Annotated in this window: 20 protein-coding genes; 8 read left to right on the forward strand and 12 right to left on the reverse strand. The window is 61.8% G+C overall.

Annotated elements, in window-relative coordinates; all coding sequences use genetic code 11:
• Positions 1 to 33 precede the first annotated feature (33 nt).
• The 6 genes from ACZRMS_RS19880 to pepN all read left to right on the forward strand — a co-directional run bounded on the left by ACZRMS_RS19880 (position 34) and on the right by pepN (position 6,665).
• Positions 34 to 924 (forward strand): NAD(+) kinase, encoded by an 891-nt coding sequence (locus tag ACZRMS_RS19880; protein ID WP_463996704.1) that lies wholly within the window; start codon positions 34 to 36, stop codon positions 922 to 924.
• Entirely contained in the window at positions 924 to 1,895 is a 972-nt protein-coding gene (locus ACZRMS_RS19885; protein ID WP_463996705.1) for a metallophosphoesterase, read from the forward strand. Before ACZRMS_RS19880 ends, ACZRMS_RS19885 begins: the two co-directional genes overlap by 1 nt.
• Positions 1,892 to 2,764, forward strand: a complete 873-nt coding sequence (locus ACZRMS_RS19890; protein ID WP_463996706.1) for a rhomboid family intramembrane serine protease — start codon at positions 1,892 to 1,894, stop codon at positions 2,762 to 2,764. Before ACZRMS_RS19885 ends, ACZRMS_RS19890 begins: the two co-directional genes overlap by 4 nt.
• Positions 2,765 to 2,907: 143 nt before the next feature.
• On the forward strand, positions 2,908 to 3,168 hold the full coding sequence (locus tag ACZRMS_RS19895) for a YeaC family protein (protein ID WP_048361615.1): 261 nt from the start codon (positions 2,908 to 2,910) through the stop codon (positions 3,166 to 3,168).
• On the forward strand, positions 3,165 to 3,995 hold the full coding sequence (locus ACZRMS_RS19900) for a DUF2797 domain-containing protein (RefSeq protein WP_463996707.1): 831 nt from the start codon (positions 3,165 to 3,167) through the stop codon (positions 3,993 to 3,995). Before ACZRMS_RS19895 ends, ACZRMS_RS19900 begins: the two co-directional genes overlap by 4 nt.
• A 12-nt stretch (positions 3,996 to 4,007) precedes the next feature.
• Positions 4,008 to 6,665 (forward strand): aminopeptidase N, encoded by a 2,658-nt coding sequence (gene pepN / locus ACZRMS_RS19905; RefSeq protein ID WP_463996708.1) that lies wholly within the window; start codon positions 4,008 to 4,010, stop codon positions 6,663 to 6,665.
• A gap of 64 nt (positions 6,666 to 6,729) precedes the next feature.
• Here pepN and ACZRMS_RS19910 read toward each other — a convergent pair whose 3' ends face one another.
• Genes ACZRMS_RS19910 through ACZRMS_RS19920 form a run of 3 tightly spaced genes read right to left on the reverse strand, consistent with a single transcriptional unit; the run spans position 6,730 to position 10,893 of the window.
• Positions 6,730 to 7,950: an alkaline phosphatase family protein gene (locus tag ACZRMS_RS19910; protein ID WP_463996709.1), complete on the reverse strand. Its 1,221-nt coding sequence runs from the start codon at positions 7,948 to 7,950 to the stop codon at positions 6,730 to 6,732.
• 42 nt (positions 7,951 to 7,992) lie between these two features.
• Positions 7,993 to 8,718 carry a FadR/GntR family transcriptional regulator gene (locus ACZRMS_RS19915; protein WP_463996710.1) on the reverse strand — a complete coding sequence of 242 codons (726 nt, stop codon included), beginning with the start codon at positions 8,716 to 8,718 and terminating at the stop codon, positions 7,993 to 7,995.
• A gap of 60 nt (positions 8,719 to 8,778) precedes the next feature.
• The gene (locus ACZRMS_RS19920; RefSeq protein WP_463996711.1) at positions 8,779 to 10,893 is read right to left on the reverse strand and encodes a TonB-dependent siderophore receptor; all 2,115 of its coding nucleotides are present in this window, start codon (positions 10,891 to 10,893) and stop codon (positions 8,779 to 8,781) included.
• Positions 10,894 to 11,136: 243 nt separating this feature from the next.
• Between ACZRMS_RS19920 and ACZRMS_RS19925 the strand changes: the two genes are divergently transcribed.
• A complete protein-coding gene (locus ACZRMS_RS19925) occupies positions 11,137 to 11,811 on the forward strand; it encodes an MgtC/SapB family protein (protein ID WP_463996712.1) in 675 nt (224 codons plus the stop codon).
• Between the two features lie 61 nt (positions 11,812 to 11,872).
• On the opposite strand, the gene alr is transcribed toward ACZRMS_RS19925, so the two are convergent.
• The gene (gene alr / locus ACZRMS_RS19930) at positions 11,873 to 13,102 is read right to left on the reverse strand and encodes an alanine racemase (RefSeq protein WP_463996713.1); all 1,230 of its coding nucleotides are present in this window, start codon (positions 13,100 to 13,102) and stop codon (positions 11,873 to 11,875) included.
• 259 nt (positions 13,103 to 13,361) lie between these two features.
• Here alr and ACZRMS_RS19935 point away from each other — a divergent pair, with 259 nt between their 5' ends.
• A complete protein-coding gene (locus tag ACZRMS_RS19935) occupies positions 13,362 to 13,844 on the forward strand; it encodes a cupin domain-containing protein (RefSeq protein ID WP_463996714.1) in 483 nt (160 codons plus the stop codon).
• Positions 13,845 to 13,889: 45 nt separating this feature from the next.
• Here the strand turns inward: ACZRMS_RS19935 and ACZRMS_RS19940 are convergent, their stop codons facing one another.
• The 8 genes from ACZRMS_RS19940 to ACZRMS_RS19975 form a co-directional block, all read right to left on the reverse strand.
• A complete protein-coding gene (locus ACZRMS_RS19940; RefSeq protein ID WP_463996715.1) occupies positions 13,890 to 14,330 on the reverse strand; it encodes an EamA family transporter in 441 nt (146 codons plus the stop codon).
• A gap of 49 nt (positions 14,331 to 14,379) precedes the next feature.
• Entirely contained in the window at positions 14,380 to 15,735 is a 1,356-nt protein-coding gene (locus ACZRMS_RS19945; protein WP_463996716.1) for an ATP-binding protein, read from the reverse strand.
• Complete coding sequence (locus ACZRMS_RS19950) at positions 15,711 to 16,376, reverse strand: response regulator (RefSeq protein WP_463996717.1); 666 nt, start codon at positions 16,374 to 16,376, stop codon at positions 15,711 to 15,713. Before ACZRMS_RS19950 ends, ACZRMS_RS19945 begins: the two co-directional genes overlap by 25 nt.
• A gap of 89 nt (positions 16,377 to 16,465) precedes the next feature.
• Positions 16,466 to 16,897 carry a hypothetical protein gene (locus ACZRMS_RS19955; protein ID WP_463996718.1) on the reverse strand — a complete coding sequence of 144 codons (432 nt, stop codon included), beginning with the start codon at positions 16,895 to 16,897 and terminating at the stop codon, positions 16,466 to 16,468.
• Positions 16,898 to 16,926: 29 nt separating this feature from the next.
• On the reverse strand, positions 16,927 to 17,691 hold the full coding sequence (locus tag ACZRMS_RS19960; protein WP_463996719.1) for a COG4705 family protein: 765 nt from the start codon (positions 17,689 to 17,691) through the stop codon (positions 16,927 to 16,929).
• A 90-nt stretch (positions 17,692 to 17,781) separates the two neighbouring features.
• Positions 17,782 to 18,834: an ABC transporter ATP-binding protein gene (locus tag ACZRMS_RS19965; RefSeq protein WP_463996720.1), complete on the reverse strand. Its 1,053-nt coding sequence runs from the start codon at positions 18,832 to 18,834 to the stop codon at positions 17,782 to 17,784.
• Entirely contained in the window at positions 18,831 to 20,354 is a 1,524-nt protein-coding gene (locus tag ACZRMS_RS19970) for an ABC transporter permease (RefSeq protein WP_463996776.1), read from the reverse strand. The genes ACZRMS_RS19965 and ACZRMS_RS19970 overlap by 4 nt, the downstream gene beginning before the upstream one ends.
• Before the next feature lie 69 nt (positions 20,355 to 20,423).
• On the reverse strand, positions 20,424 to 21,440 hold the full coding sequence (locus ACZRMS_RS19975) for an iron ABC transporter substrate-binding protein (protein WP_463996721.1): 1,017 nt from the start codon (positions 21,438 to 21,440) through the stop codon (positions 20,424 to 20,426).
• Positions 21,441 to 21,588: the final 148 nt, after the last annotated feature.

Here is a 21,588-nt window from a genome sequence, read left to right on the forward strand (position 1 = left end):
GTTTTCGCACGTATTGAACCCCGCAGGAGCCCCATGGAGCAATTTCGAAATATCGGCATCATTGGTCGTCTGGGCAGCTCGCAAGTGCTCGACACGGTTCGCCGACTGAAAAAATTCCTGCTTGAGCGGCACATGCACGTGATCCTCGAAGACACCATTGCCGAAGTTTTGCCTGGTCATGGCCTGCAAACCTCCTCACGCAAGATGCTCGGCGAAGTCTGCGACATGGTGATTGTGGTCGGCGGCGACGGCAGCTTGCTGGGCGCGGCCCGTGCGCTGGCCCGGCACAATGTTCCGGTGCTGGGCATCAACCGTGGCAGCCTGGGCTTTTTGACCGATATCCGCCCGGACGAGCTGGAGGTCAAGGTGGCCGAAGTGCTCGACGGCCACTACCTGGTTGAAAACCGCTTTCTGCTGCAAGCCGAAGTCCGCCGTCACGGCGAAGCCATCGGCCAGGGCGATGCCCTTAATGATGTGGTGCTGCACCCCGGCAAATCCACGCGAATGATCGAATTCGAACTGCATATCGACGGTCAGTTCGTGTGCAGCCAGAAAGCCGACGGCCTGATTGTCGCAACCCCCACCGGCTCCACGGCGTACGCGATGTCGGCCGGTGGCCCGATCATGCACCCCAAGCTCGACGCCATTGTGATCGTGCCGATGTACCCCCACACCCTCAGCAGCCGCCCGATCGTGGTCGATGGCAACAGCGAGCTGAAAATCGTGGTGGCCAAGGACATGCAGATCTACCCGCAAGTCTCGTGCGATGGCCAGAACCATTTCACCTGTGCCCCGGGCGACACCATCACCGTCAGCAAAAAGGCGCAAAAGCTGCGCCTGATCCACCCCCTGGACCACAACTACTATGAAGTGTGTCGGACCAAGCTCGGCTGGGGCAGCCGACTGGGCGGTAGGACTGACTGATGCTCGATCCAGCGCGCAGTTACGATTTGATCGGTGACGTGCATGGCTGTGCTCATACCCTTGAGCACCTGCTGGAGCGTCTTGGCTATCGCAAACTCGCCGGTATCTGGCGACACCCGCAACGGATGGCGGTGTTTCTCGGTGACATCATTGACCGCGGCCCGCGTATCCGCGAGTCGCTGCATATCGTTTACGACATGGTCAAGGCCGGTCAGGCGTTGTGCCTGATGGGCAACCATGAATTCAACGCGCTGGGCTGGTGCACACCTGCGCCTGCCGGCAGCGGCAAGCAGTTTGTGCGCGAGCACACCCCGCGCCATGCCCGCCTTATCCATGAAACCCTTGAGCAGTTCGAGCACTACCCGGGTGAATGGAACGAGTTCGTGAAGTGGTTCTACGACATGCCGCTGTTTGTAGACGCCGGGCGTTTCCGGGTGGTGCATGCCTGCTGGGATGCCGACGTGATCGCCACCTTGCGCGCACAGTTTGCGGACGGCTGCATCGACGAGCATTTTCTGCAGGCCGCAGCCGTACCGGAAAGCTTTGCCAACCTGAGTTTCAATCGACTGTTGCGCGGTACCGACATGCGGCTGCCCGATGGCATGACCCTGACCGGCGGGGATGGTCTGACCCGGGCGTTTTTCCGTACCAAGTTCTGGGAAGACGATCCCAAGACCTACGGCGATATCGTGTTCCAGCCCGATGCATTGCCCGAACAGGTGGCGCAAAAAGCGCTGTCATCCACGCAGAAGGGTGCGTTGTTGCGCTACGGCAACGATGAACCCCTGTTGTTTGTCGGGCATTACTGGCGCAGTGGCCGGCCCGCACCGATCCGGCCCAACCTGGCATGCCTGGACTACAGTGCCGTTTTGTACGGCAAGCTGGTGGCTTACCGCCTGGACCAGGAAACCCGCCTGGACCCGAACAAGTTTGTGTGGGTCGATGTAGATCGCCCAGAGGCTATTCAATGAGTGCTGTTGCTGTTTTACGTTTGCCGCTGTCGACTGATCTCAGCGGTTTTGTGGGCTTGCTCAAGCGCATGCAAGTGCCGCATCGGGTCAGCGAAGAAGCGGGCGAGCTGGTGCTGTGGGCACCCGAGACCATCGTCGACGATGTACGCAGTCTGTATCAGCGTTTCCCCATGGGCGACCCCGAGCATGAACTGCCCATCGTTGAGCGCCCGGCCCCCGTGCCCCGGCCCGGTTTTGCCCAGCAATTGCGTGCCAGCCCGGCCACGGGCATCGTGTTGCTGCTGTGCGTTATCGTGGCGGCGGTGACGCAATTGGGCGACAACCTGTCCACCCTGAGCGGGCTGACGTTTGTCGATTTCAGCATTCGCGGCCAGTACATCCAGTTCAGCCCGCTGTCCGAGACCCTGGCGTCGGGGCAGTGGTGGCGGCTGTTTACCCCGATGCTGATTCACTTCGGCTTCCTGCACATCGCCATGAACGGCATGTGGTACTGGGAGCTGGGGCGGCGCATTGAAATGCGTCAGGGCAGCATCAACCTGATCGGGCTGAGCTTGTTGTTCAGCCTGGTGTCCAACTTTGCCCAGTACCTGTTTGGTGGCCCGAGCCTGTTTGGCGGGTTGTCGGGCGTGCTGTACGGCCTGTTGGGGCATGTATGGATTTACCAGAAAATGGCGCCCAACCCCATGTACAACCTGCCTCGCGGGGTGCTGGTGATGATGCTGGTGTGGCTGGCGCTGTGCATGTCGGGGCTGGTGTCGATGATCGGTTTTGGCCAGATCGCCAACGCGGCCCATGTGGGCGGCTTGTTGATCGGTTGCCTGACCGGTCTGCTGGGCGGGCTGTGGGCGCGGCGCAAACAGGCTGTATAGAATTCGAATTGTCGTGTGGGAGCGGGCTTGCTCGCGATTCAGGCAACCCGGTGTGCCTGAATCAACGGGTTGCCTGAATCGCGAGCAAACCCGCTCCCACAGATAAAAATGTCATCTGATTTTTAAAGAGTGGAAACAGAACCATGTCCTCTTTCAACGAAATGATCCAAAACATCACCCCCGAGATCTACCAGAGCCTGAAACTGGCGGTCGAAATCGGTAAATGGGCAGATGGCAACAAACTCACCGCCGAACAGCGCGAGCTGTCGTTGCAGGCCATGATTGCCTGGGAGGTGAACAACCTGCCTGAAGACCAGCGCACCGGTTACATGGGCCCGCAAGAGTGCAGCTCCAAGTCGGCGCCAGTGCCTAACATCCTGTTCAAGTCGGATGCTATCCATTGATTGAGATTGGTCGCGGTGCAATCAGCAAAATGTCGGCAAGCCTTCAAACGCCGACCGTTCAGTATGCGTTTCGTCTGGGCGATACCGAGGTGCCGGTCAACCCGTTGATCGGCACCAAACTGCGTCTGGAATTCCTGGGTGAGATCAACTGCACCCACTGCGGGCGCAAAACCAAAAAAAGCTTCAGCCAGGGCTACTGCTATCCGTGCATGACCAAGCTGGCGCAATGCGACGTGTGCATCATGAGCCCGGAGCGCTGCCATTACGACGCAGGCACTTGCCGTGATCCGTCGTGGGGCGAGCAGTTCTGCATGACCGACCATGTGGTGTATCTGGCCAATTCCTCCGGGATCAAGGTCGGCATAACCCGGGCTACCCAGCTGCCGACCCGCTGGCTGGATCAGGGCGCGAGCCAGGCGCTGCCCATTGTGCGCGTGGCCACCCGCCAGCAATCGGGGTTTGTCGAAGACCTGTTCCGCTCGCAAGTGGGCGACCGTACCAACTGGCGTGCACTGCTCAAGGGCGATGCAGAGCCTGTGGACCTCGCGGCAGTGCGTGAGCAACTGTTCGAGAGCTGCGCCGAAGGCCTGCGCACCCTGCAGGAGCGTTTTGGCCTGCAAGCAGTCCAGCCTTTGCATGACGTGGCACCCATAGAGATTCGTTACCCGGTCGAGCAGTACCCGGCCAAGATCGTCAGCTTCAATCTGGACAAGGATCCGATCGTAGAAGGCACGCTGATGGGGATCAAGGGCCAGTACCTGATCTTCGACACCGGCGTTATCAATATCCGCAAATACACGGCCTATCAGCTGGCCGTGCATCAGTAAAAGGACTCCAGCATGCGCACCGAACAACCGCAAATGATTTACCTGAAGGACTACCAGGCGCCCGAGTACCTGATCGACGAAACGCACCTGACCTTCGAGTTGTTCGAGGACCACACGCTGGTCCATGCGCAACTGGTGATGCGCCGCAACCCGGCACGTGGCGCGGGCTTGCCGGCACTGGCGCTGGACGGTCAGCAGCTGGAGCTGTTGTCGGTCTCCCTGGATGACACCGAACTGGCTCCCGAGGATTACCAGCTCACCGAGAGCCACCTGATCCTGCACCCGACCAGCGAACAGTTTGTGGTCGACACCAGCGTCAGGATCCACCCCGAATCCAATACCGCGCTGGAAGGCCTGTACAAGTCCGGCGGGATGTTCTGCACCCAGTGCGAGGCCGAAGGCTTTCGCAAGATCACCTATTACCTCGACCGCCCGGACGTGATGAGCAAGTTCACCACCACCGTGGTGGCCGAGCAGCACAGCTACCCGATCCTGCTGTCCAACGGCAACCCGATCGCCAGCGGCCCCGACGAAGACGGGCGGCACTGGGCGACCTGGGAAGACCCGTTCATGAAGCCGGCCTACCTGTTTGCGCTGGTGGCCGGTGATCTGTGGTGTGTGGAAGACACCTTTACCACCATGAGCGATCGCAGCGTGGCGCTGCGTATTTATGTCGAGCCGGAAAACATCGACAAGTGCCAGCACGCCATGACCAGCCTGAAAAAATCCATGCGCTGGGACGAAGACACCTACGGTCGCGAATACGACCTGGATATCTTCATGATCGTGGCCGTGAACGACTTCAACATGGGGGCAATGGAGAACAAGGGTCTCAATATCTTCAACTCCAGCGCCGTGCTGGCCCGCGCCGAGACCGCCACCGATGCCGCCCACCAGCGGGTCGAGGCGATCGTGGCCCATGAATACTTCCACAACTGGTCGGGCAACCGTGTGACCTGTCGTGACTGGTTCCAGCTGTCGCTCAAGGAAGGTTTCACGGTGTTCCGTGATTCCGAGTTCTCGGCCGACATGAACTCGCGCACCGTCAAACGCATCCAGGACGTGGCCTACCTGCGCACCCACCAGTTCGCGGAAGACGCAGGGCCCATGGCCCACGCTGTGCGTCCTGAAAGCTTTATCGAAATCTCCAACTTCTACACCCTGACCGTTTACGAAAAGGGTTCGGAAGTGGTGCGCATGATCCACACCCTGCTCGGGGCTGAAGGCTTCCGCAAAGGCAGCGACCTGTATTTCGAGCGCCATGACGGCCAGGCGGTCACCTGCGACGACTTTATCAAGGCCATGGAAGACGCCAACGGTGCCGACCTGAGCCAGTTCAAGCGCTGGTACAGCCAGGCGGGCACACCGCGTCTGGCGGTCAGCGAGCACTATGACGCCGGGCAAAAAACCTACAGCCTGACCTTCGCCCAAAGCTGCCCGGCAACCCCGGACAAGGTCGAAAAACTGCCGTTCGTGATTCCGGTCGAGCTGGGACTGCTGAGCGCCCAGGGCGCAGAAATGCCCCTGCAACTGGCGGGCGAACCGGCTGCCGCGGGCACCAGCCGCGTACTGTCGGTGACGCAAGCCGAGCAGACGTTCACCTTTGTTGGCGTCAATGAGCAACCGCTGCCGTCGCTGCTGCGTGGTTTCTCTGCGCCGGTGAAGTTGCACTTCGGGTACAGCCGTGACCAGTTGATGTTCCTGATGCAACACGACAGCGATGGTTTCAATCGCTGGGATGCCGGTCAGCAACTGTCGGTGCAGGTGCTCCAGGAATTGATTGCCCAGCATCAGCGTGGCGAAACACTGGTCATGGACCAGCGCCTGGTTGCAGCCTTGCGCAGTGTGCTGGGCAATGAGCAACTGGATCAGGCCATGGTTGCAGAAATGCTGTCGTTGCCGGGTGAGGCCTACCTCACTGAAATCAGCGAAGTGGCGGACGTTGAAGCCATCCACGTGGCCCGTGAGTTCGCTCGCAAGCAACTGGCCGACAGCCTGTTCGACGGTTTGTGGGCGCGTTACCAGGCCAACCGTGAAGTATCCAGGGTCACGCCGTATGTGGCCGAAGCCGAGCACTTTGCCCGTCGTGCGCTGCAAAACATCGCGTTGTCTTACCTGATGCTCAGCGGTAAACCGCAAGTCCTGGCAGCGGCGCTGGAGCAGTTCGAGCACAGCGACAACATGACCGAGCGCCTGACCGCGCTGGCCGTGCTGGTCAACTCGCCGTACGAGGCTGAACGGGCCGCCGCACTGGCCAGCTTTGCCGAACAGTTCAAGGACAACCCGCTGGTTATGGATCAGTGGTTCAGCGTGCAGGCAGGCAGCCCCATGCCCGGTGGTTTGCAGCGTGTGCGCGAGCTGATGGAGCACCCGGCGTTCACCCTCAAGAACCCGAACAAGGTGCGGGCTCTGGTCGGTGCATTTGCCGGGCAGAACCTGATTAACTTCCATGCGGCAGATGGTTCGGGCTATCGCTTCCTGGCCGATCTGGTGATCCAGCTCAACGGCTTCAACCCGCAGATTGCCTCACGGCAGTTGGCGCCGTTGACCCGCTGGCGCAAATACGACAGCGCCCGTCAGGCGCTGATGAAGGCCGAGCTTGAGCGCATCCGCAGCTCGGGGGACTTGTCCAGCGACGTGTTTGAAGTGGTCAGCAAAAGCCTGGCGTAAAAGCCGGGTCTGAAAAAGGCGCTGCCCGAGTGATCGGTCAGCGCCTTTTTTATGGCATCGACGTTCAGTCGCCCGGGGTGATCAGGCGCGACACCGGCACTTTATGCATGACCACGGTGTAATTGATGGGGCCTTTGAGCGCCTGGGCCGCGGTGTCGACATAGGTGTGCTGATAGTCCTGGAGTGTGGCGATGCGCGTGCCGTTGCGATAAATCTGCACGGGTGTGCCTTCGGGGTGGCCCGTACGCCAGGTCAACTTCACGCTGGCCTGGCCAGGTACTTTGCGGGCAGTCAGCTGCCTGACCCCCACCGGCCCGATCAAGGGCAGTCCATCCATCGAATACCCGGCAGCAGCGGGCAGGGCGCCAAGGTGGGCAAGCAGCGTGGGGGTAATGTCGGCCTGGCTGGCATAACCGTACAAGCCGTCATGGCCGGGGTTGCCCGGGTGGGGAATGGGGGCTGTCAGTTGCGCGTTACCGGGCTTGTTCAGCGCGATAAAGGTGGTTTTCTCGCTCAGGGTCTGTTTGCCATGGTCGTGGCCGTCGGGCAGGCGGCGGCCGTGATCGGGCGCGACTATCACTAACCAGTCTTCCTGCGGATGGGCTTTTTGACGACGGCTCAATGCTGACAGTAACTGGCCCACATGTTCGTCGACGCTCTGGATCGCCTGCTGGTAACTGGGTGAAAAACCGTCTCTGTGGCCCACCGCGTCGGTTTCGTCGAAGTGGGCGAACACCAGATCCGACTGCCCATGCTCAAGCTCATCGACGGTCTTGTCGGCGACGCAGGTGTCGACATCCGAGCAGTCGATGGCGAGGTCGATATAGCCGTTGGCAATGTCGTCGGCGAAGTTGTGATTAATGGTATTCCAACTGACGATGCTGGCCGTTTTACGGTGGGGGTCTGCGAGTTTGAGCTGCTTGAACACACTGGGCGCCTGATTGCGCCAGTCATCGCTGTTGGAAGGGACGTGATGCCGGTCGACCCAGCTCCCGGTCAAAATCGTCGTCCAGCCCGGCCCGCTGCCCGTGGTTTGCTCGGTGCTTGTGCCGTCAACTCCGCCCACGTAGCTTTTGGCGAGATTCAGCCGTGCGAGGTTGGGTGCCTTGTGGTGTTCGATGGCTTGCTGGAGTTTTTCGTATTGCAGACCGTCCACACCGATCAGCAAGGCTTTATGGGTGCGGACTTGAGGGGCATCGGGCGGGGGCGCGGCGTGGGAGACCTGGGCAGCGGATGTCAGGCTCAGGCCGGCGGCAAGGCACAGTGCGACAGTAGCGTGGCTCATGGGGGTTTCCCTGCATTGCGCTGATTGACGGTTGTCAGCAGTTTAGACGGTGCCGGGTTCTTGCCCCAACACTACATCCAGCGCGGTTCGCGCATCGTCCAGTTGCACCAGCGTGGCATGCCGGGCGCCAAGGGCGTCGTGGTTTTCGATCGCGGTCAAAATCGCCTTGTGCCGGGGTAACGCCAGCTCATGCAGGTTGGGGCGGCGATTGGAGTGCTTGAGTGCTTCACGCAAGGCCAGCGACAGCATGTTGCACAGATTGGCCAGCAAATCGTTGTGGGTCGCGTCGGCAATGCGGCTGTGGAAGTCCAAATCCGGTTGCAACAGCGCTTCGGGGGTCGGCGCGTTTGCCATGCGCTCATAGGCTTCGCGGATCGAGGCCACTTCCTCGTCCGTGGCGTGCTGGGCGGCGAGGGCGGCCACAGCCGGCTCGATGATGCTGCGCACGCTGGTCAGCAAGGCAAAAAATTCGTTTTGCGGCGAGCTTTGCATCAGCCAGTGCAGCACATCCGGATCAAGCATGTGCCATTCACGACGGGGCTTGACCACCGTGCCAACCCGGGGCCTGGAATACACCAGACCTTTGGCGACCAGCACCCGTGTGGCTTCGCGCAGCACGGGGCGGCTGACGGCGTACTCTTCGCATAGCAAGGCTTCGGCCGGCAGCTTTTCATCAGGTTTGACGCGCCCGGAGACGATCTGCATGCCGAGTTCCTGAACGATGCGCGCGTGCATGCTTTTGCGCTCGGAGGGCTGACGGTAATCCATTGGGCGCGGGTCGATCCTGTCGATGAAAAGCGCCGATCATAGCAGGCTTGTTTGCACTCTTTAGAACTTCCAGCTGACCGATGCCGTCACGTTGCGCGGGGAACCGTAGTTGCTTTGGCCGTAGCGCAGGCTTTGCAGGTACTTCTGGTTGGTCAGGTTGTCGAGGTTGAGCTGGGTGCTCCAGTGCGGGTCGATGTCGTAGCTGGTCATCAGGCCCACCAGCGCATAGGCGGCCTGGTTCGCGGCCGGTGCATCGTCATTCTCTACTTTGCTCTGCCATTTCAGGGTGCCACCTACCTTGACCTTCGGCGCCATCGGCAAGGTGTAGACCATGGAGGAGGTCAGGGCGTTGCGCGGGATAAATTTGCGCCCGCGGTTGTTGTCGGCATCGGTGATGTAGACGTAGGTGTAGCCGCCGCTGACTTGCAAGCCCGGCGCCAGTTCGCCCGAGGCTTCGAGCTCCACGCCGCTGCTCTTATAGGACATGCCGTCATACAGGTAGCCGCCCAGGGATGGGTTGAAACCTGAGTAGGTGGCGACGTTGTCCTGCCGGGTGTGGAACACCGCAGCCGACACGTCCAGTTTGTCGTTCAGCAGATGGCCCTTGATCCCGGCCTCATAACTTTTGCCTTCCAGCGGGTCGAGTACTTTGCCCTGGGTGTCGAGGTAGTACTGCGGGTTGAAGATCTTGGTGTAGCTGGCGTACAGCGAGTATTGCGGCGTGAGGTCGTAGACGATCCCGGCATAGGGCGTGACCTTGCCCTGGATGCTTACGTCGCGGCCCGAACCGTAGTTTTCGCCGTCGCTGTCGGCGCTGAGCATGCGCGCGCCGGTGATCAGGTGCAGGTCGTCGGTGAGGCTGAAACGGGCGCCGGCGTAGAGGCTTTTCTGGCGGTCGGTGTAGCTCGATGTCGAGTCGGCGTTGGCGATGTTGTAGGTGGGTTTGGGGATGGCACCGTTGAGGGCATCTTCCAATGACACCGGGGTGTAGTAAGACGAACTGCCGAACCGTGATGTTTCCTGGGTGCGCGAACGGGCCACGTTGGCGCCGAAGGTCAGTTGGTGCTCGCGCCCGCCCAGGCTGAACGGGCCGCTGAAGGAAATATCGCCATCCAGCTCACGGGTCTTGCCCTTGTACTTGGACGCAACGCCGGTGTAACCGGTGGCCGACGTGCTGTCGCCGTAGATGTAGAACATGTCGGTGTCTTCGCGGTGCTCCATGGCGGTCACGGTCAGTGTCGACTGCCAGTCATTGGCGAAGTTGTGCTGCCACTCGGCGAAGGCGCGGGTGGTGCGCACGTCCCAGTAGACCCAGGGTTGGGCAATATTGGCGCTGGTGCTGCTGTAGTGCAGGGCATTGCCGCTGCTGTCAGTCAGGGGCAAGGCACCCCAACTGGCACCGTTGGCATCGCTTTTCTGGTCTTCGTAACCCAGGGTCAGGGTGTCGTTGTCGGTCAGGTCGAAGGCCAGCATGCCACTGAAAATGTTCTTTTCCCGGGAGTAGCGGTCCAGGTAGGAGTTGCCGGTTTCGTTGGCGTAGATCACGCGCCCGCGCACATTGCCCGAGTCGGTCAACGGCCCGGAAACATCCAGGTCGACCCGGCGCTTGTCCCTGGAACCGGTGCTGAGGCTGACCTTGGCCTGGGGGTCATAAGTGGGGCGCTTGCGGATGAAGTTGACCGCGGCTGACGGGTTGCCGCTGCCGGTCATCAAGCCGTTGGCGCCGTGCAGGATGTCGACCTGCTCGTAAGGCGCCGTGTCGATATCGCCCACCAGCACCCCGCCATTGAGGGGCATACCCATACCGTCGTACTGGAAGTTGGTGATATCGAACCCCCGTGCGGTGAAGTAGGTGCGGTCGGTCTCGACCTTTTGCACATTCACCCCCGGCGTACTGTCCAGTACATCGCGAATACTGTTGAGCTTGAAGTCATCCAGTTGCTCACGCTTGATGCTGGTCACGCCCTGGGGTGTCTGCCGGGCCGTGAGGTTCAGCCGTGTGGTGGATGCATTGGGCCTGGCCTGATAACCCGGCGGCGACTCTTCACTGTCGGCCGTGGAGGTAATGCTCGTGGATGGCAGGTTCAGGGTGTTGTCATCGGCGCAAGCCGTGTTGAGCAACGTCAGGGCGACCAGCGTGAGGGATGACGCGGGCAGGGCGAACAGGGTGCGCATGATCTGCGAATACTCCGGACTGGAAAAGCGTAAACGAGAATTGATTACAAATGGTTACATTTGTAACAATGATAATCAATAGCGTTTGCGGGCCTTTCATATTCGCATTTGAGTGGTTGTTTTTGAACGTGACCACGTGGGCGCCAGCGTGCTGACGAAGGGATAACCGGGGATCGCGTCACGGTTTGCCGCGAGCCGTCTATGCTCGGTGTTTGGCGCCGTGGTGGCGCAAGGGGAGCGAGTATGATTTCAGAGGGCGAAATGGTGGTCAGGCTGTTGTTGGCGGCCTTTTACGGCAGCCTTATCGGCTTTCAGCGCGAGCATCATTTCTGGACCGCCGGGCTGCGTACCCACATGCTGGTCTCGACCGGTGCCTGCCTGTTCATGATCGTGTCGGCTTTCGGTTTCCAGCAGGCCCTGACCATGCCCGGAACCCAGCTGGACCCCTCGCGGATTGCGGCTCAGGTGGTCACGGGTATCGGCTTTCTGGGGGCCGGATCAATTCTGGTCCGCGGCGAAGTGATCAGGGGGCTCAACACTGCGGCCAGCCTGTGGGCGGTGGCGGCCATCGGCCTGTCGGTGGGTGGCGGCCTGTATCTGTTGGGGCTGGCAGCGACATTCCTGATCCTGATGATCCTGGTGGTGATCAAGCCACTGGAAAGGATCTACCGCGACTATGTCCAGATCCACGTGGTCAAGCTGGTGGCGCCCTCCGGTGCGCTGTCGTGGCAAACGCTCACCGAGCTATTGGGGCCGCGCTCGGACAGGATCAAACAGCTGGTGGTTGAGCAGGGGCCAACAAAAGACACCGAAAGCGTCACGATCGAGTTCAGGGGAACCACCAAGGTTATGGCCGATGAAATGATCAGGGACATCCTGAAAGTGCCGGGTGTGCGGGAGGAATATGTGCCGACCTGACATCCGGCGGCGTGCGGGAGCGAGCTGGCTCACTCCCGCAGATGTGGCGTGTCGGGTTCAGTTACTTTTCGACCAGGACCTTAGGGTTTGAGTTGCCCCACACCGTGTACAGGTCGGCCAGCAGCGCACCGTTGATGTCTTCAACTTCGGCCTGGGTGATTTCGGCCTTGCCTTGCTGCCCGAACAGCACCACTTCATCGCCGCTTTTCACATCGGGCGCGTCGGTCACATCGACCATCAGGGTGTTCATCGACACTTTGCCCACCACCGGCACGCGATGGCCATTGATCAGCACGATGCCCTTGTTGGTGAAGGCACGACGGTAACCGTCGGAGTAGCCCACGGTGATGTTGGCCAGTTTCGAGTCGCGGCTCAGGGTCCAGGTACGGTCGTAACCGACCGTGTTGCCCTTGGGGTAGCTGTTGACGGAAGCCACGTGGGACTTGAACTGCATCACGCGCTTGTAGTCGGTGTGGGAGGGCACGGTGTCACCGAACAGCGCGCCACCGGGGCGGACCATGTCCAGGTGCGATTCGGGCACTTCCAGGGTGGCGAACGAGTTGGCCGCGTGCAGGGTGATTTTGCTGCGGTCAAGCTGGGCCACGTCCATCAGCCACTGCGCCTGCTGGTTGAAAGCCTTGAGACCGGCGCGCACGTCGTCAGCATCTTCCACGGCGAAGTGGGTCATGATCGCCCGCACTTCCAGGTTCGGCACTTTGGTGATCGCGACGGCGTCACGACGGCCTTGTGCGGTGGTCATTTCCACACCGTTGCGGCTCATGCCGCTGGAGTTCAGACCCAGATGAACCACCAGGGGGCGGCCGTGTTTTTCGGCAATCAGGCTGGCTTTGACGGCGAAATCCAGGTTACCCACCAACTCTTCCATGTTGTACGGCAGTGCGGCTTCCAGCTCGCTCAGGGCGGCGGTGCGCACGCGGATCAGCTGGCCCTTGAAGCCGCTTTCACGCACTACCCGGGCTTCCTCGTTGCTGGCAACGCCGACACAAGGCACGCCCGTGGCGATGATGGAGGGCATCAGCAAGCCGATACCGTGACCGTAGGCATCCGCCTTGAGCACGGCGCAGATTTTCGACGTGTCGCCGACGGTGGCTTGCAGCACACGGATGTTGTGTTCGAACGCGGCTTTGTTGATCTCGACCCAGGCATTGCTGTCCTGTGTGTTGACCTGGGCAACGCCGTCGACCATCGACAGAGGTGGGGCGGCGAAGGCCGGGTTTTGCAGTAGAGCCATGCCCAGGGACAGGGCCAGAAGGGTACGGGTGAAGGGCATCAGCTGAGTTTCCATACGTTATTTTTTTTGGGAGGGGGACAAGCGCGGCAATACTAGGATCGGGTTGCGGGAAATGTCACTCCCCCGGCCGCGGATCTGTCTGAAAGTGTCGTTGTGCCGTATTCGGCTATCAGCGCTGTTCTCAACGGTTATATCCGCGAACAGGCATTCGGCTACCGTCAATATAGAGAGTGTGTTTTGACACCTTGTTTGCCTCTGCAGTGATACACCCTCAGTCCCCAGACACGAGGAAATCATGATGAGAGCTTACAAAGCTGTTGCTGTTTCTCTGGTGTTGCTCGGCACTGCCTTGCTGGCACCTACCGTCCAGGCCGAGGGAGCTGGCCTGATTACCAGCACCCCGTCCGAACTCAACTGGATGCCTGCGCCGTCGATTGGGCCTGGTGCTATGGTTGCCGTGATTGAGGGTGATCTGAAAGCCCCCGAGCCTTTTATCCTGCGGCTGAAACTGGCGCCCAATACCAAAATCGCCGTGCATACCCATCCCGTGACCGAGCGCGTGACCATTATCTCGGGCACCTTCTACTTTGCCACCGGCGACAAGTTCGACCCGGCTCTGGCCAAGGCCTACCATCCGGGTGATGTGCTGATCATTCCGGTCGGCATGTCTATGTACGGTGCCAGTCGAGATCAGGAAACCGTGTTTCAGCTTCATGGCGTCGGCCCTTGGGGAATCACCTACCTCAATCCGGCTGACGATCCCAGGAACAAGAAGATGTAACGAGGCGTACCTGGCCCCGGCTGTGGGCGCCGCATTGCGTTCGTATTACTTGCGCCACGCCAGCAGCACGACGCCGACGGTAATCAGGCTGATGCCTGCCCATTGGCGCAGGTCGAGTTTCTCTCCCAGCAGCGTCACCCCGAGCACGGCCACAATCACCACGCTGAGCTTGTCCACGGGGGCGACCAGCGACGCCTGACCCAGTTGCAGGGCGCGGTAATAGCAGATCCATGAGGCGCCGGTAGCCAGCCCGGACAACACCAAAAACACATAGCTGCGCGCCGAGATCGAACCCAGGGACTGATACTGGCCGGTGGCATACAAGATCAGCGCCAGGCTGACCAGCACGACCACGGTGCGCAGCAAGGTGGCGAAGTCGGAGTTGATGCCGGTGATGCCGATTTTGCCGAAGATTGCCGTCATGGCGGCGAACACCGCCGACAGCAGTGCCCAGAATGTCCAGGTTGAAAAGAAAGACGAGCCCATGGGTCAGCCTGAATGTTGAGTGAAGGTGCTTAAGAGCATATGTCAGGTTTCAGTGCCCGGCGGTTTTCAACCACAGCGACACGCATAACCCGCTGTGGTTGAGGCTGTCCGTGAACCCCAGCTCGATCCTGGCCCCGATACGTTCGGCGATGGCCTTGACGATGGAAAGCCCCAGCCCGGAGCCCGTCTCGCCGGAGCCCAGGCTGCGGTAAAACGGGTCAAAGATCCGCGCCTGTTCGTCCCGGGCGATGCCGGGCCCCGAGTCCCTGACCTGCAGGCACGCGCTGCCCTCTAGCTGCTCGACGCTCAGATCGATTTTGCCGCCTGCGGGGGTATAGCGGATGGCGTTGTCCACCAGGTTTTTGATCAGGGTAAACAGGTCCATCTCGTTGATCATGACCTGTACGTCCTCAACGCCTTCAACCCCGATATCCAGTTGCTTGCGCTCGGCCAACGGCAACAGGTCTTCCAGTACACGGCGGTACACGGCATGCACCGACACGGAGGTTTGCGGGCGTTCACCGGCAAACTGCACAGCGGCCAGGCTCAACAGCTGGTCGATCAGTTGCCTGCTGCGCTCAATGCCCCGGGCCAGGGGTTGCAGGCGCTCGCGGGCCGGTGCCGGCAGGTCTGTGGCCGCCAGCCGCTCGGCTTGCAGGGACAGTGCAGTCATGGGGGAGCGCAGTTCATGGGCCGCATCGGCAACGAAGCGGCGCTGGCTGTCCATGGACTGCGCTACGCGGGCGAGCAACCGGTTGATGGCCACCACAAAGGGCCGGACCTCCGTGGGCAGATGCTGTTCGTCAATCGGGTGCAGTTCCTGTTCGGCACGCTGGTCGATTTGCGCCGCGAGGGTGGCGATGGGCCGGAACAGCTTGCGCACCAGATCGCCGACCACCAGCAGCAACACAGGAAACAGGATCAGGAAGGGCAGCAAACTGCGCCAGGCACTTTCGCGGGCGTCCTTGTTGCGGGCGTCGACTTCCTGGGCGACGGCAATCCGCTCGCCCCGGGCGGTGCTCCTGACCAGCACGCGAAAGGCTTCGCCTGCGACCTGTACCGTGGACAGGCCGTCGGCCAGGGTCGTGGGCAGGGGCAACGGGAGTGCGGCATCGGTGTTGGCCGGGGCATTTTTACCGTCGGCCAGGTACTGGATGATCACCCGGGACTCTTCGTCATCACCCTCCGGGCCCTGGCCCTGGGGGTAATGCAGGGTCATCTGCTGGCGATCAAACAGCACGGCCACCTGGTGCAAGGTGTCGTCCTGCAGCTCGTGGGCTTCGTCCAGGGCCGAGAAAAACGCGAACACGCTGGCCAGTGCTGCGACCAGCACAATGGTCAGCGACAGGGCTACCGACAGCCTGAGTTGAACCGACTCGCTCAAACGTTTTTTGAAACCATCCATCCCATCCCCCTGACATTCTTGATGATGTGGCTGCCCAACTTGCGCCGCACGGCGTGAATCAGGAACTCGATGGCGTTGCTTTCAACCTCGTTGCCCCAGCCATACAGGCGGTCTTCAAGCTCGCTGCGGGAAAGGATGGCCCCGGGACGCAGCAAGAGTGCTTGCAGCAGGGCGAATTCGCGACTGGACAGCGTGACGCCGCTTAGCGTCTCGGTACTGGCCTGCTTGGAGACCAGGTCCAGCGACACCACACCGTTGCCGAGCACGGGCAGGGCGTTGCCGCCCTTGCGCCGCAGCACCGCCCGCATGCGGGCCAGCAGTTCGGCCATGTCGAAGGGTTTGAGCAGGTAGTCGTCAGCCCCGCCGTCCAGCCCGCGCAAGCGGTCATCGAGGCTGTCACGGGCAGTGAGGATCAGCAGGGGGACGGGGTTGTTGCCCCCGCGAATACTGGCCAGTACCTGCAGGCCGTCCTTGCCGGGCAGGCCGAGGTCCAGCAGCACCATGTCGTAGTGCTGGGTATCCAGCGCGCTCAGGGCGCCGGGCCCGGATTTCACCCAGTCCGCGGCATAGCTCGCATCCGTGAGTGCGCCCTGGATCGCGTCGCCAATCATGGGGTCGTCTTCCACCAGCAGTATGCGCATGTCCCTCTCCGGCAAAAAAACTGGGCGCGCCAGTATTCACTGCCGCGCCTGTAGTGAAGCATCTGCAGGGCGGATTGTCCGCCGCAGGTTTACGCGCTGGCTTTCATCGCGTCGAAGGCCTTGAGCAGGTTGTCCATGGCCGCCTTGCAGTCGGCTGCGCTGGGGCTGCCGGCGCGCAGGGCGTCGAGGGCGTGGTCGATGGCCTTGTCCAGCACATGCCAGTCGCTGGCGGCCCGGGGTTTGATGCCCGCTTCAGCCGAATCCCAGGTGGTCTCCAGGTCCTTGATCCGGGTTTTGGCCCCCGGCAGGTCATTGCGGGCGACCCGTTCACTTACGTCAGAAGCGATGCTGCGGAACTCGCTCAGGTCACCCAGCCTCGACCCGGCCGGGCTTTGCGCACGGGCACCGGCGTTGACATCGACCGGTGAGTCGGCCGGTTTCGAGCACCCGGCGGTGATGCTCAGCAGCAGGATTGAGGAGACGATGGCAATGCGGCGAATAAGGGTGTGAGTGTGGCTCATGGAGATGTCCTTGATCGAAGTTAAAGGGTTCAGGCGGTGACGGCTTTGCGGTTGCTGACACTGATTTGTGCGGCGGCTACCAGCAGGACAATCACGCTGAGAAACAGGGCGCTGGTCCAGGTAGCGCCCATGCCCAGGCCGCCGTAGGTCTTGGCCTGGGTCAGCAGGTCGCCCAGGGATGCACCGAACGGGCGGGTAAGGATGTAGGCGATCCAGAAGCTCAGTACGGGGTTGGCGCCCGTGCGCCAGGCCACCAGGGTGAGGGCAATCAAGGCTGCGAAGATCACCGCGCCGAGGGTGAAACCCAGGCCCAGGGCTTCGGTCGCCAGGTCACCGGCCGCAGTGCCCAGGGCAAAGGTGCAGAGCACCGTGGCCCAATAGAACAACTCGCGCCGCGGGGTAACGATTTCGCGGATCGACAGGCTGCGTTCGGTTCGGTACCAGACCAGAAAGTTGATCCCGAGCAACACGGAAAAAATCGCCGTGCTGGTGTACAGGCTGACGTCCAGCTTGTCGGTCAGAATATCGGTGATCTGTGTACCCACGATGCTGACCAGCACCACGGTCAGCCAGTAGATCCAGGGGGTGCAGGCCTTGGTCCGCATCTGGCAGAACAGCGCAATCGCCAGCAGGGCGGCCATGCCGAGGCTGGTCCAGCCCGCGCCGAAGCCGGCATCGACGGCCAGGTAGTCGGCGCCGGTTTCGCCCACGGTCGTGGACATGATCTTGATCACCCAGAATGACAGCGTCACCTCGGGCACTTTGTTCAGCCAACGGGCTGCTGTGGCATTCATGTGCGTTACCCCTGTTTTGCGCATCGTCATTGGCGCATGACAGAAGGTACGGCACGAAACTTAGCTGACACTGAGGGCGCGCGACTGAGTTCAGTGGGCCAGCACATGGGCCCGGCCCCGGATTGTCAGCTGCACCTCAGTGCCGATGGGCGGTGCCTGCAGGCCGGGGCAGTGCACCGGCAATGACCGGCCCGGTTCGAACCTGCCGGCGAGCAACGCCACGGTCAGGGTGCAGGTATTGCCGCCAAAGTCCCGCTCGGTCACCACTGCGGGACAGCCGCCCGGGTCGCCCGGTGTGACGTTCAGTTGCAGTTGTTCGGGCCTGAGCATGATTCTGGCGGCATGGCTGCTGCCCTGATGGCTGACGGCAATGCGGCCCAGATCGCAATCGGCCCAGCCGCTTTCTATTTTGGCGGGCAGCAGCACCGCCTCGCCGAGGAACAATGCGGTTTGCTCGTCCCGAGGGTGCTGGTACAGCTCCAGGGGCTGGCCGGACTGCACCAGACGGCCCTGGCGCATCACTGCCAGCTGATCGGCAAAAGACAAGGCCTCGCCCTGGTCATGGGTCACCAGAATCGCCGTGACGCCAGCATCTGACAGCAGGCGGGCGACCATTTTGCGCATGGCGGCCCGCAACCCGGTATCCAGCGCCGAGAAGGGCTCGTCCAGCAACATCAAGCGTGGCTGTTGCGCCAGTGCACGGGCCAGTGCCACGCGCTGTTGTTGCCCGCCGGACAACTCGTGGGGCCAGCGCGTGGCCATGTGTGCATCCAGGGCCACGCTGTCCATCAGTTCGGCGATGCGTTCATGTCGGGCATTGCCTTTGGTGGCGATACCGAAGCCAATGTTGTCCGCCACGCTCATATGGGGGAACAGGGCGCCGTCCTGGGGGACGTACCCGATCTGGCGCTGGTGGGCCGGGACTTCGCGGTTACTGTCGACCAGGATCTGGCCATTGAACGAGAGGCTGCCGGAGTCGGGGAACTCGAAGCCGGCAATCATGCGCAGCAGGGTGGTCTTGCCCGAGCCCGAAGGTCCGACAATCACCGTGCGGCTGCCGGTGGGCACCGACAGGTTGACGTTGTCCAGGGCGCACTGGGGGCCGAAGGATTTACAGATCGCGTTAAGTTCGAGGGCGTTCATCGGCCAGCCGTGCGTTTGGATTGTTGGTAAAGAAGCCCGGTCAACGGCAGCGACAGCAGGATCATGAGCAGTGCATAGGGTGCTGCTGCGGCGTAGTCGATTTCGCTGGTCATGGCCCAAAAGCCGGTGGCCAGGGTGCGGGTGCCGTTGGGTGCCAGGAGCAGGGTGGCGGTCAGTTCATTGGTGATCGCCAGGAACACCAGCGCCGCCCCGGCCGCAGCGCCCGGTGCCGCGAGGCGCAAGGTAATCAGCCACAGGGCCCGGCCGGGGGAGCGGCCGAGGCTGCGGGCCATGTTCTCCAGCTCCACCGGGGCTTGGGCAATGCCGGCGCGCAAACTCACCAGAGCCCGGGGCACAAACATCAGCAGGTAGGCCAGCAGCAGGGTGATTGTCGTCTGGTAGATCGGCCGGGCGAAGTGGATGGTCACGGTCACCAGTGCCAGGGCGACCACGATGCCGGGCAGTGAACTGGTAATGTAGTTGCAGCTTTCCAGCACCCGCTGCAGGCGGCCGGGGGCGCGAATCGACAGCCACGCAACCGGCACCGCCGCGCAGGTGGTCAGCACGGCGCCGGCAAGCCCGAGCAACAGGGTTTGCTCCAGTGCCGGGAGCAGCTCGCCCCAGTGCCAGACCTCGGCACCACCGGCAATCAGCCATTTGCCCAGGGTGAGCAGCGGCACGCCCAGTGCCAGCAGACAGGTTGCGCCTTGCAAGGCCAGGGCGAGCAGCGTGGTGCGCGTGCCCAGGCGCACGATCGGCTGCTCCCGGGCGCTGCCCGAGCCGACACGGGCATAGCGGGCATGGCCCCTGGCGGCGGATTCGACGGTGAGCATCGCCAGGCAGCACAACGCCAGAACGGTGGCCAGCATGTTGGCCCCCGGACCATTAAAGGTGGACTTGAATTGATCGAAAATTGCCGTGGTGAAGGTGTCGAAGCGGATCATCGCGTACAGGCCGTACTCGGCCAGCAGATGCAAGCCCACCAGGAGTGCACCGCCGCAGATTGCCAGACGCAACTGCGGCACCACCACCCGCCAGAACACGGCCCGGGGCTTGAGCCCCAGGGACTGGGCCACGTCTTCGATGGCCGGGTCGAGCCGGCGCAATGTCGCGGCCACCGGCAAGTAAAGAAAGGGGAAGTAGGCAATGACCGAGACCAGTACCCCGGCCGGTAACCCGTGAATCGACGGCACCAGGCTGACCCAGGCGTAACTGTGCACAAAGGCCGGCACCGCCAGCGGCGCAACGGCCAGCAATGACCATGCGCGCCGCCCTGGCAGGTTGCTGCGCTCGGTCAGCCAGGCCAGTGCGGTGCCCAGCACCACGCACAGGGGCAGGGTGAGCAGTACCAGCAAGACGGTATTGATCAGCAGTTCGCCAACCCGGGGGCGGAACACCAGGGCCTCGATCTGCTCCCAGCCGACTTGCCACGACACACCGGCCACAAAGGCAATCGGCAGCAAGGCCAGCAGCGAAACCAGCACGGCCAGCCCAGTGATCCACGCGCCACCGCGGCCCATGAACCGGCCGCGGGAGCGTTTTGTCAGGAGGGCGGGAGCGATGCCCGCCGGCAGGGTTTCAGGCAGCAATTAGAGAAGTCCGGCCTGGGTCATCAGGGCCACGGCTTTTTTGCTGTCGAGTCGGGAGGCATCGACCGTCGGGGCGTCGAGTTGCTTTAGCGGCACCAGTTTGGAGTTCGACCGGGCGTTCTGGCCCACCGCGTATTCGAACGAGTTGCCCGTTTCGAGAATGGCCTGGCCGTCTTTGCCGGTGATCCACTTGAGGAACGCCTGAGCCTGCTCCGGGTGTTTGCTGGAGGCCAGCACGCCGCCGCCGGAGATGCTGACAAAGGCCCCCGGGTCCTGGTGCTTGAAGTAGTGCAGTGCGGTGTTTTTGCTGTTTTCGCCGGTCTTGGCCTGATCGACGAAGCTGTAGTAGTGGTAAATCACGCCGCTGTCGACCTGACCGGCATTGACGGCCTTGAGCACTGCGCTGTTACCACGGTAAATCGCCGCGTTGGCCTTCATCGCCTTGAGCCAGTCGAGGGTGGCGGCTTCGCCTTTGAGTTCGAGCACGGCGGCGACGATGGCCTGGAAGTCGGCCCCGGCAGGGGACACGGCCCAACGGCCTTTCCAGTCCGGCGAGGCCAGATCGAGCAGGGAGGCAGGCAGTTGGGCAGCAGGCAGCTTGCTCGGATTGTAGACGAACACCGTGGAGCGTGCGGCGATGCCCAGCCATTTACCCTGCGCCGGGCGATAGGCAGAACCGACCTGCTCCAGCGTGGCGGGCGCAACGGGCGCCAACAAGCCGGCGTTGTCCACCAGCACCATGGCCGGGGAGTTTTCTGTCAGGAACACATCGGCCGGGGAGGCGCTGCCTTCCTGGACGATCTGGTTGCCCATCTCCGTGTCGTCGCCATTGCGTACGGTCACCTTGATCCCGGTTTCTTTGGTGAAGCCTTCGACCCAGGATTTGGTCAGGCTTTCGTGCTGGGCGTTGTAGACCACAATGCCGTCAGCCGGGTTTGCGGCATAAACGTGCCCGGCGCTGATCAGCGCCGTGGTCAGCAGGGCGGCTTTAAACAAACAGGGGATACGGCGGGTCATGGTGTGCAAGCTCCGGTTTTTTGAGTTATGCGGGGAGGCAATAAAGGCACTGCACAATGGCTGCGAACTAAGTCGAAATCATTTGCATATGTATTCAGAAAATGTAGGGGCGGGGATGAGAAAAAAATGTCAAAAAAATCGTTACTGG

This window comes from Pseudomonas sp. B424 (assembly GCF_055408345.1).

Excerpts from the sequence above, each read along its gene's own strand:
- ACZRMS_RS19955 (WP_463996718.1), bottom strand. The coding sequence starts at position 16,897 with ATGAGCCACACTCACACCCTTATTCGCCGCATTGCCATCGTCTCCTCA.
- ACZRMS_RS19960 (WP_463996719.1), bottom strand. The coding sequence starts at position 17,691 with ATGAATGCCACAGCAGCCCGTTGGCTGAACAAAGTGCCCGAGGTGACG.
- ACZRMS_RS19950 (WP_463996717.1), bottom strand. The coding sequence starts at position 16,376 with ATGCGCATACTGCTGGTGGAAGACGACCCCATGATTGGCGACGCGATC.
- alr (WP_463996713.1), bottom strand. The coding sequence starts at position 13,102 with ATGCCCTTCACCCGTACCCTTCTGGCCCTGTCCCTGGGCATGGCTCTA.
- ACZRMS_RS19910 (WP_463996709.1), bottom strand. The coding sequence starts at position 7,950 with ATGAGCCACGCTACTGTCGCACTGTGCCTTGCCGCCGGCCTGAGCCTG.
- ACZRMS_RS19925 (WP_463996712.1), top strand. The coding sequence starts at position 11,137 with ATGATTTCAGAGGGCGAAATGGTGGTCAGGCTGTTGTTGGCGGCCTTT.
- ACZRMS_RS19920 (WP_463996711.1), bottom strand. The coding sequence starts at position 10,893 with ATGCGCACCCTGTTCGCCCTGCCCGCGTCATCCCTCACGCTGGTCGCC.
- ACZRMS_RS19970 (WP_463996776.1), bottom strand. The coding sequence starts at position 20,354 with ATGGGCCGCGGTGGCGCGTGGATCACTGGGCTGGCCGTGCTGGTTTCG.
- ACZRMS_RS19890 (WP_463996706.1), top strand. The coding sequence starts at position 1,892 with ATGAGTGCTGTTGCTGTTTTACGTTTGCCGCTGTCGACTGATCTCAGC.
- ACZRMS_RS19940 (WP_463996715.1), bottom strand. The coding sequence starts at position 14,330 with ATGGGCTCGTCTTTCTTTTCAACCTGGACATTCTGGGCACTGCTGTCG.
- ACZRMS_RS19880 (WP_463996704.1), top strand. The coding sequence starts at position 34 with ATGGAGCAATTTCGAAATATCGGCATCATTGGTCGTCTGGGCAGCTCG.
- ACZRMS_RS19965 (WP_463996720.1), bottom strand. The coding sequence starts at position 18,834 with ATGAACGCCCTCGAACTTAACGCGATCTGTAAATCCTTCGGCCCCCAG.
- ACZRMS_RS19915 (WP_463996710.1), bottom strand. The coding sequence starts at position 8,718 with ATGGATTACCGTCAGCCCTCCGAGCGCAAAAGCATGCACGCGCGCATC.
- ACZRMS_RS19895 (WP_048361615.1), top strand. The coding sequence starts at position 2,908 with ATGTCCTCTTTCAACGAAATGATCCAAAACATCACCCCCGAGATCTAC.
- ACZRMS_RS19975 (WP_463996721.1), bottom strand. The coding sequence starts at position 21,440 with ATGACCCGCCGTATCCCCTGTTTGTTTAAAGCCGCCCTGCTGACCACG.
- ACZRMS_RS19935 (WP_463996714.1), top strand. The coding sequence starts at position 13,362 with ATGAGAGCTTACAAAGCTGTTGCTGTTTCTCTGGTGTTGCTCGGCACT.
- pepN (WP_463996708.1), top strand. The coding sequence starts at position 4,008 with ATGCGCACCGAACAACCGCAAATGATTTACCTGAAGGACTACCAGGCG.
- ACZRMS_RS19885 (WP_463996705.1), top strand. The coding sequence starts at position 924 with ATGCTCGATCCAGCGCGCAGTTACGATTTGATCGGTGACGTGCATGGC.
- ACZRMS_RS19945 (WP_463996716.1), bottom strand. The coding sequence starts at position 15,735 with ATGGATGGTTTCAAAAAACGTTTGAGCGAGTCGGTTCAACTCAGGCTG.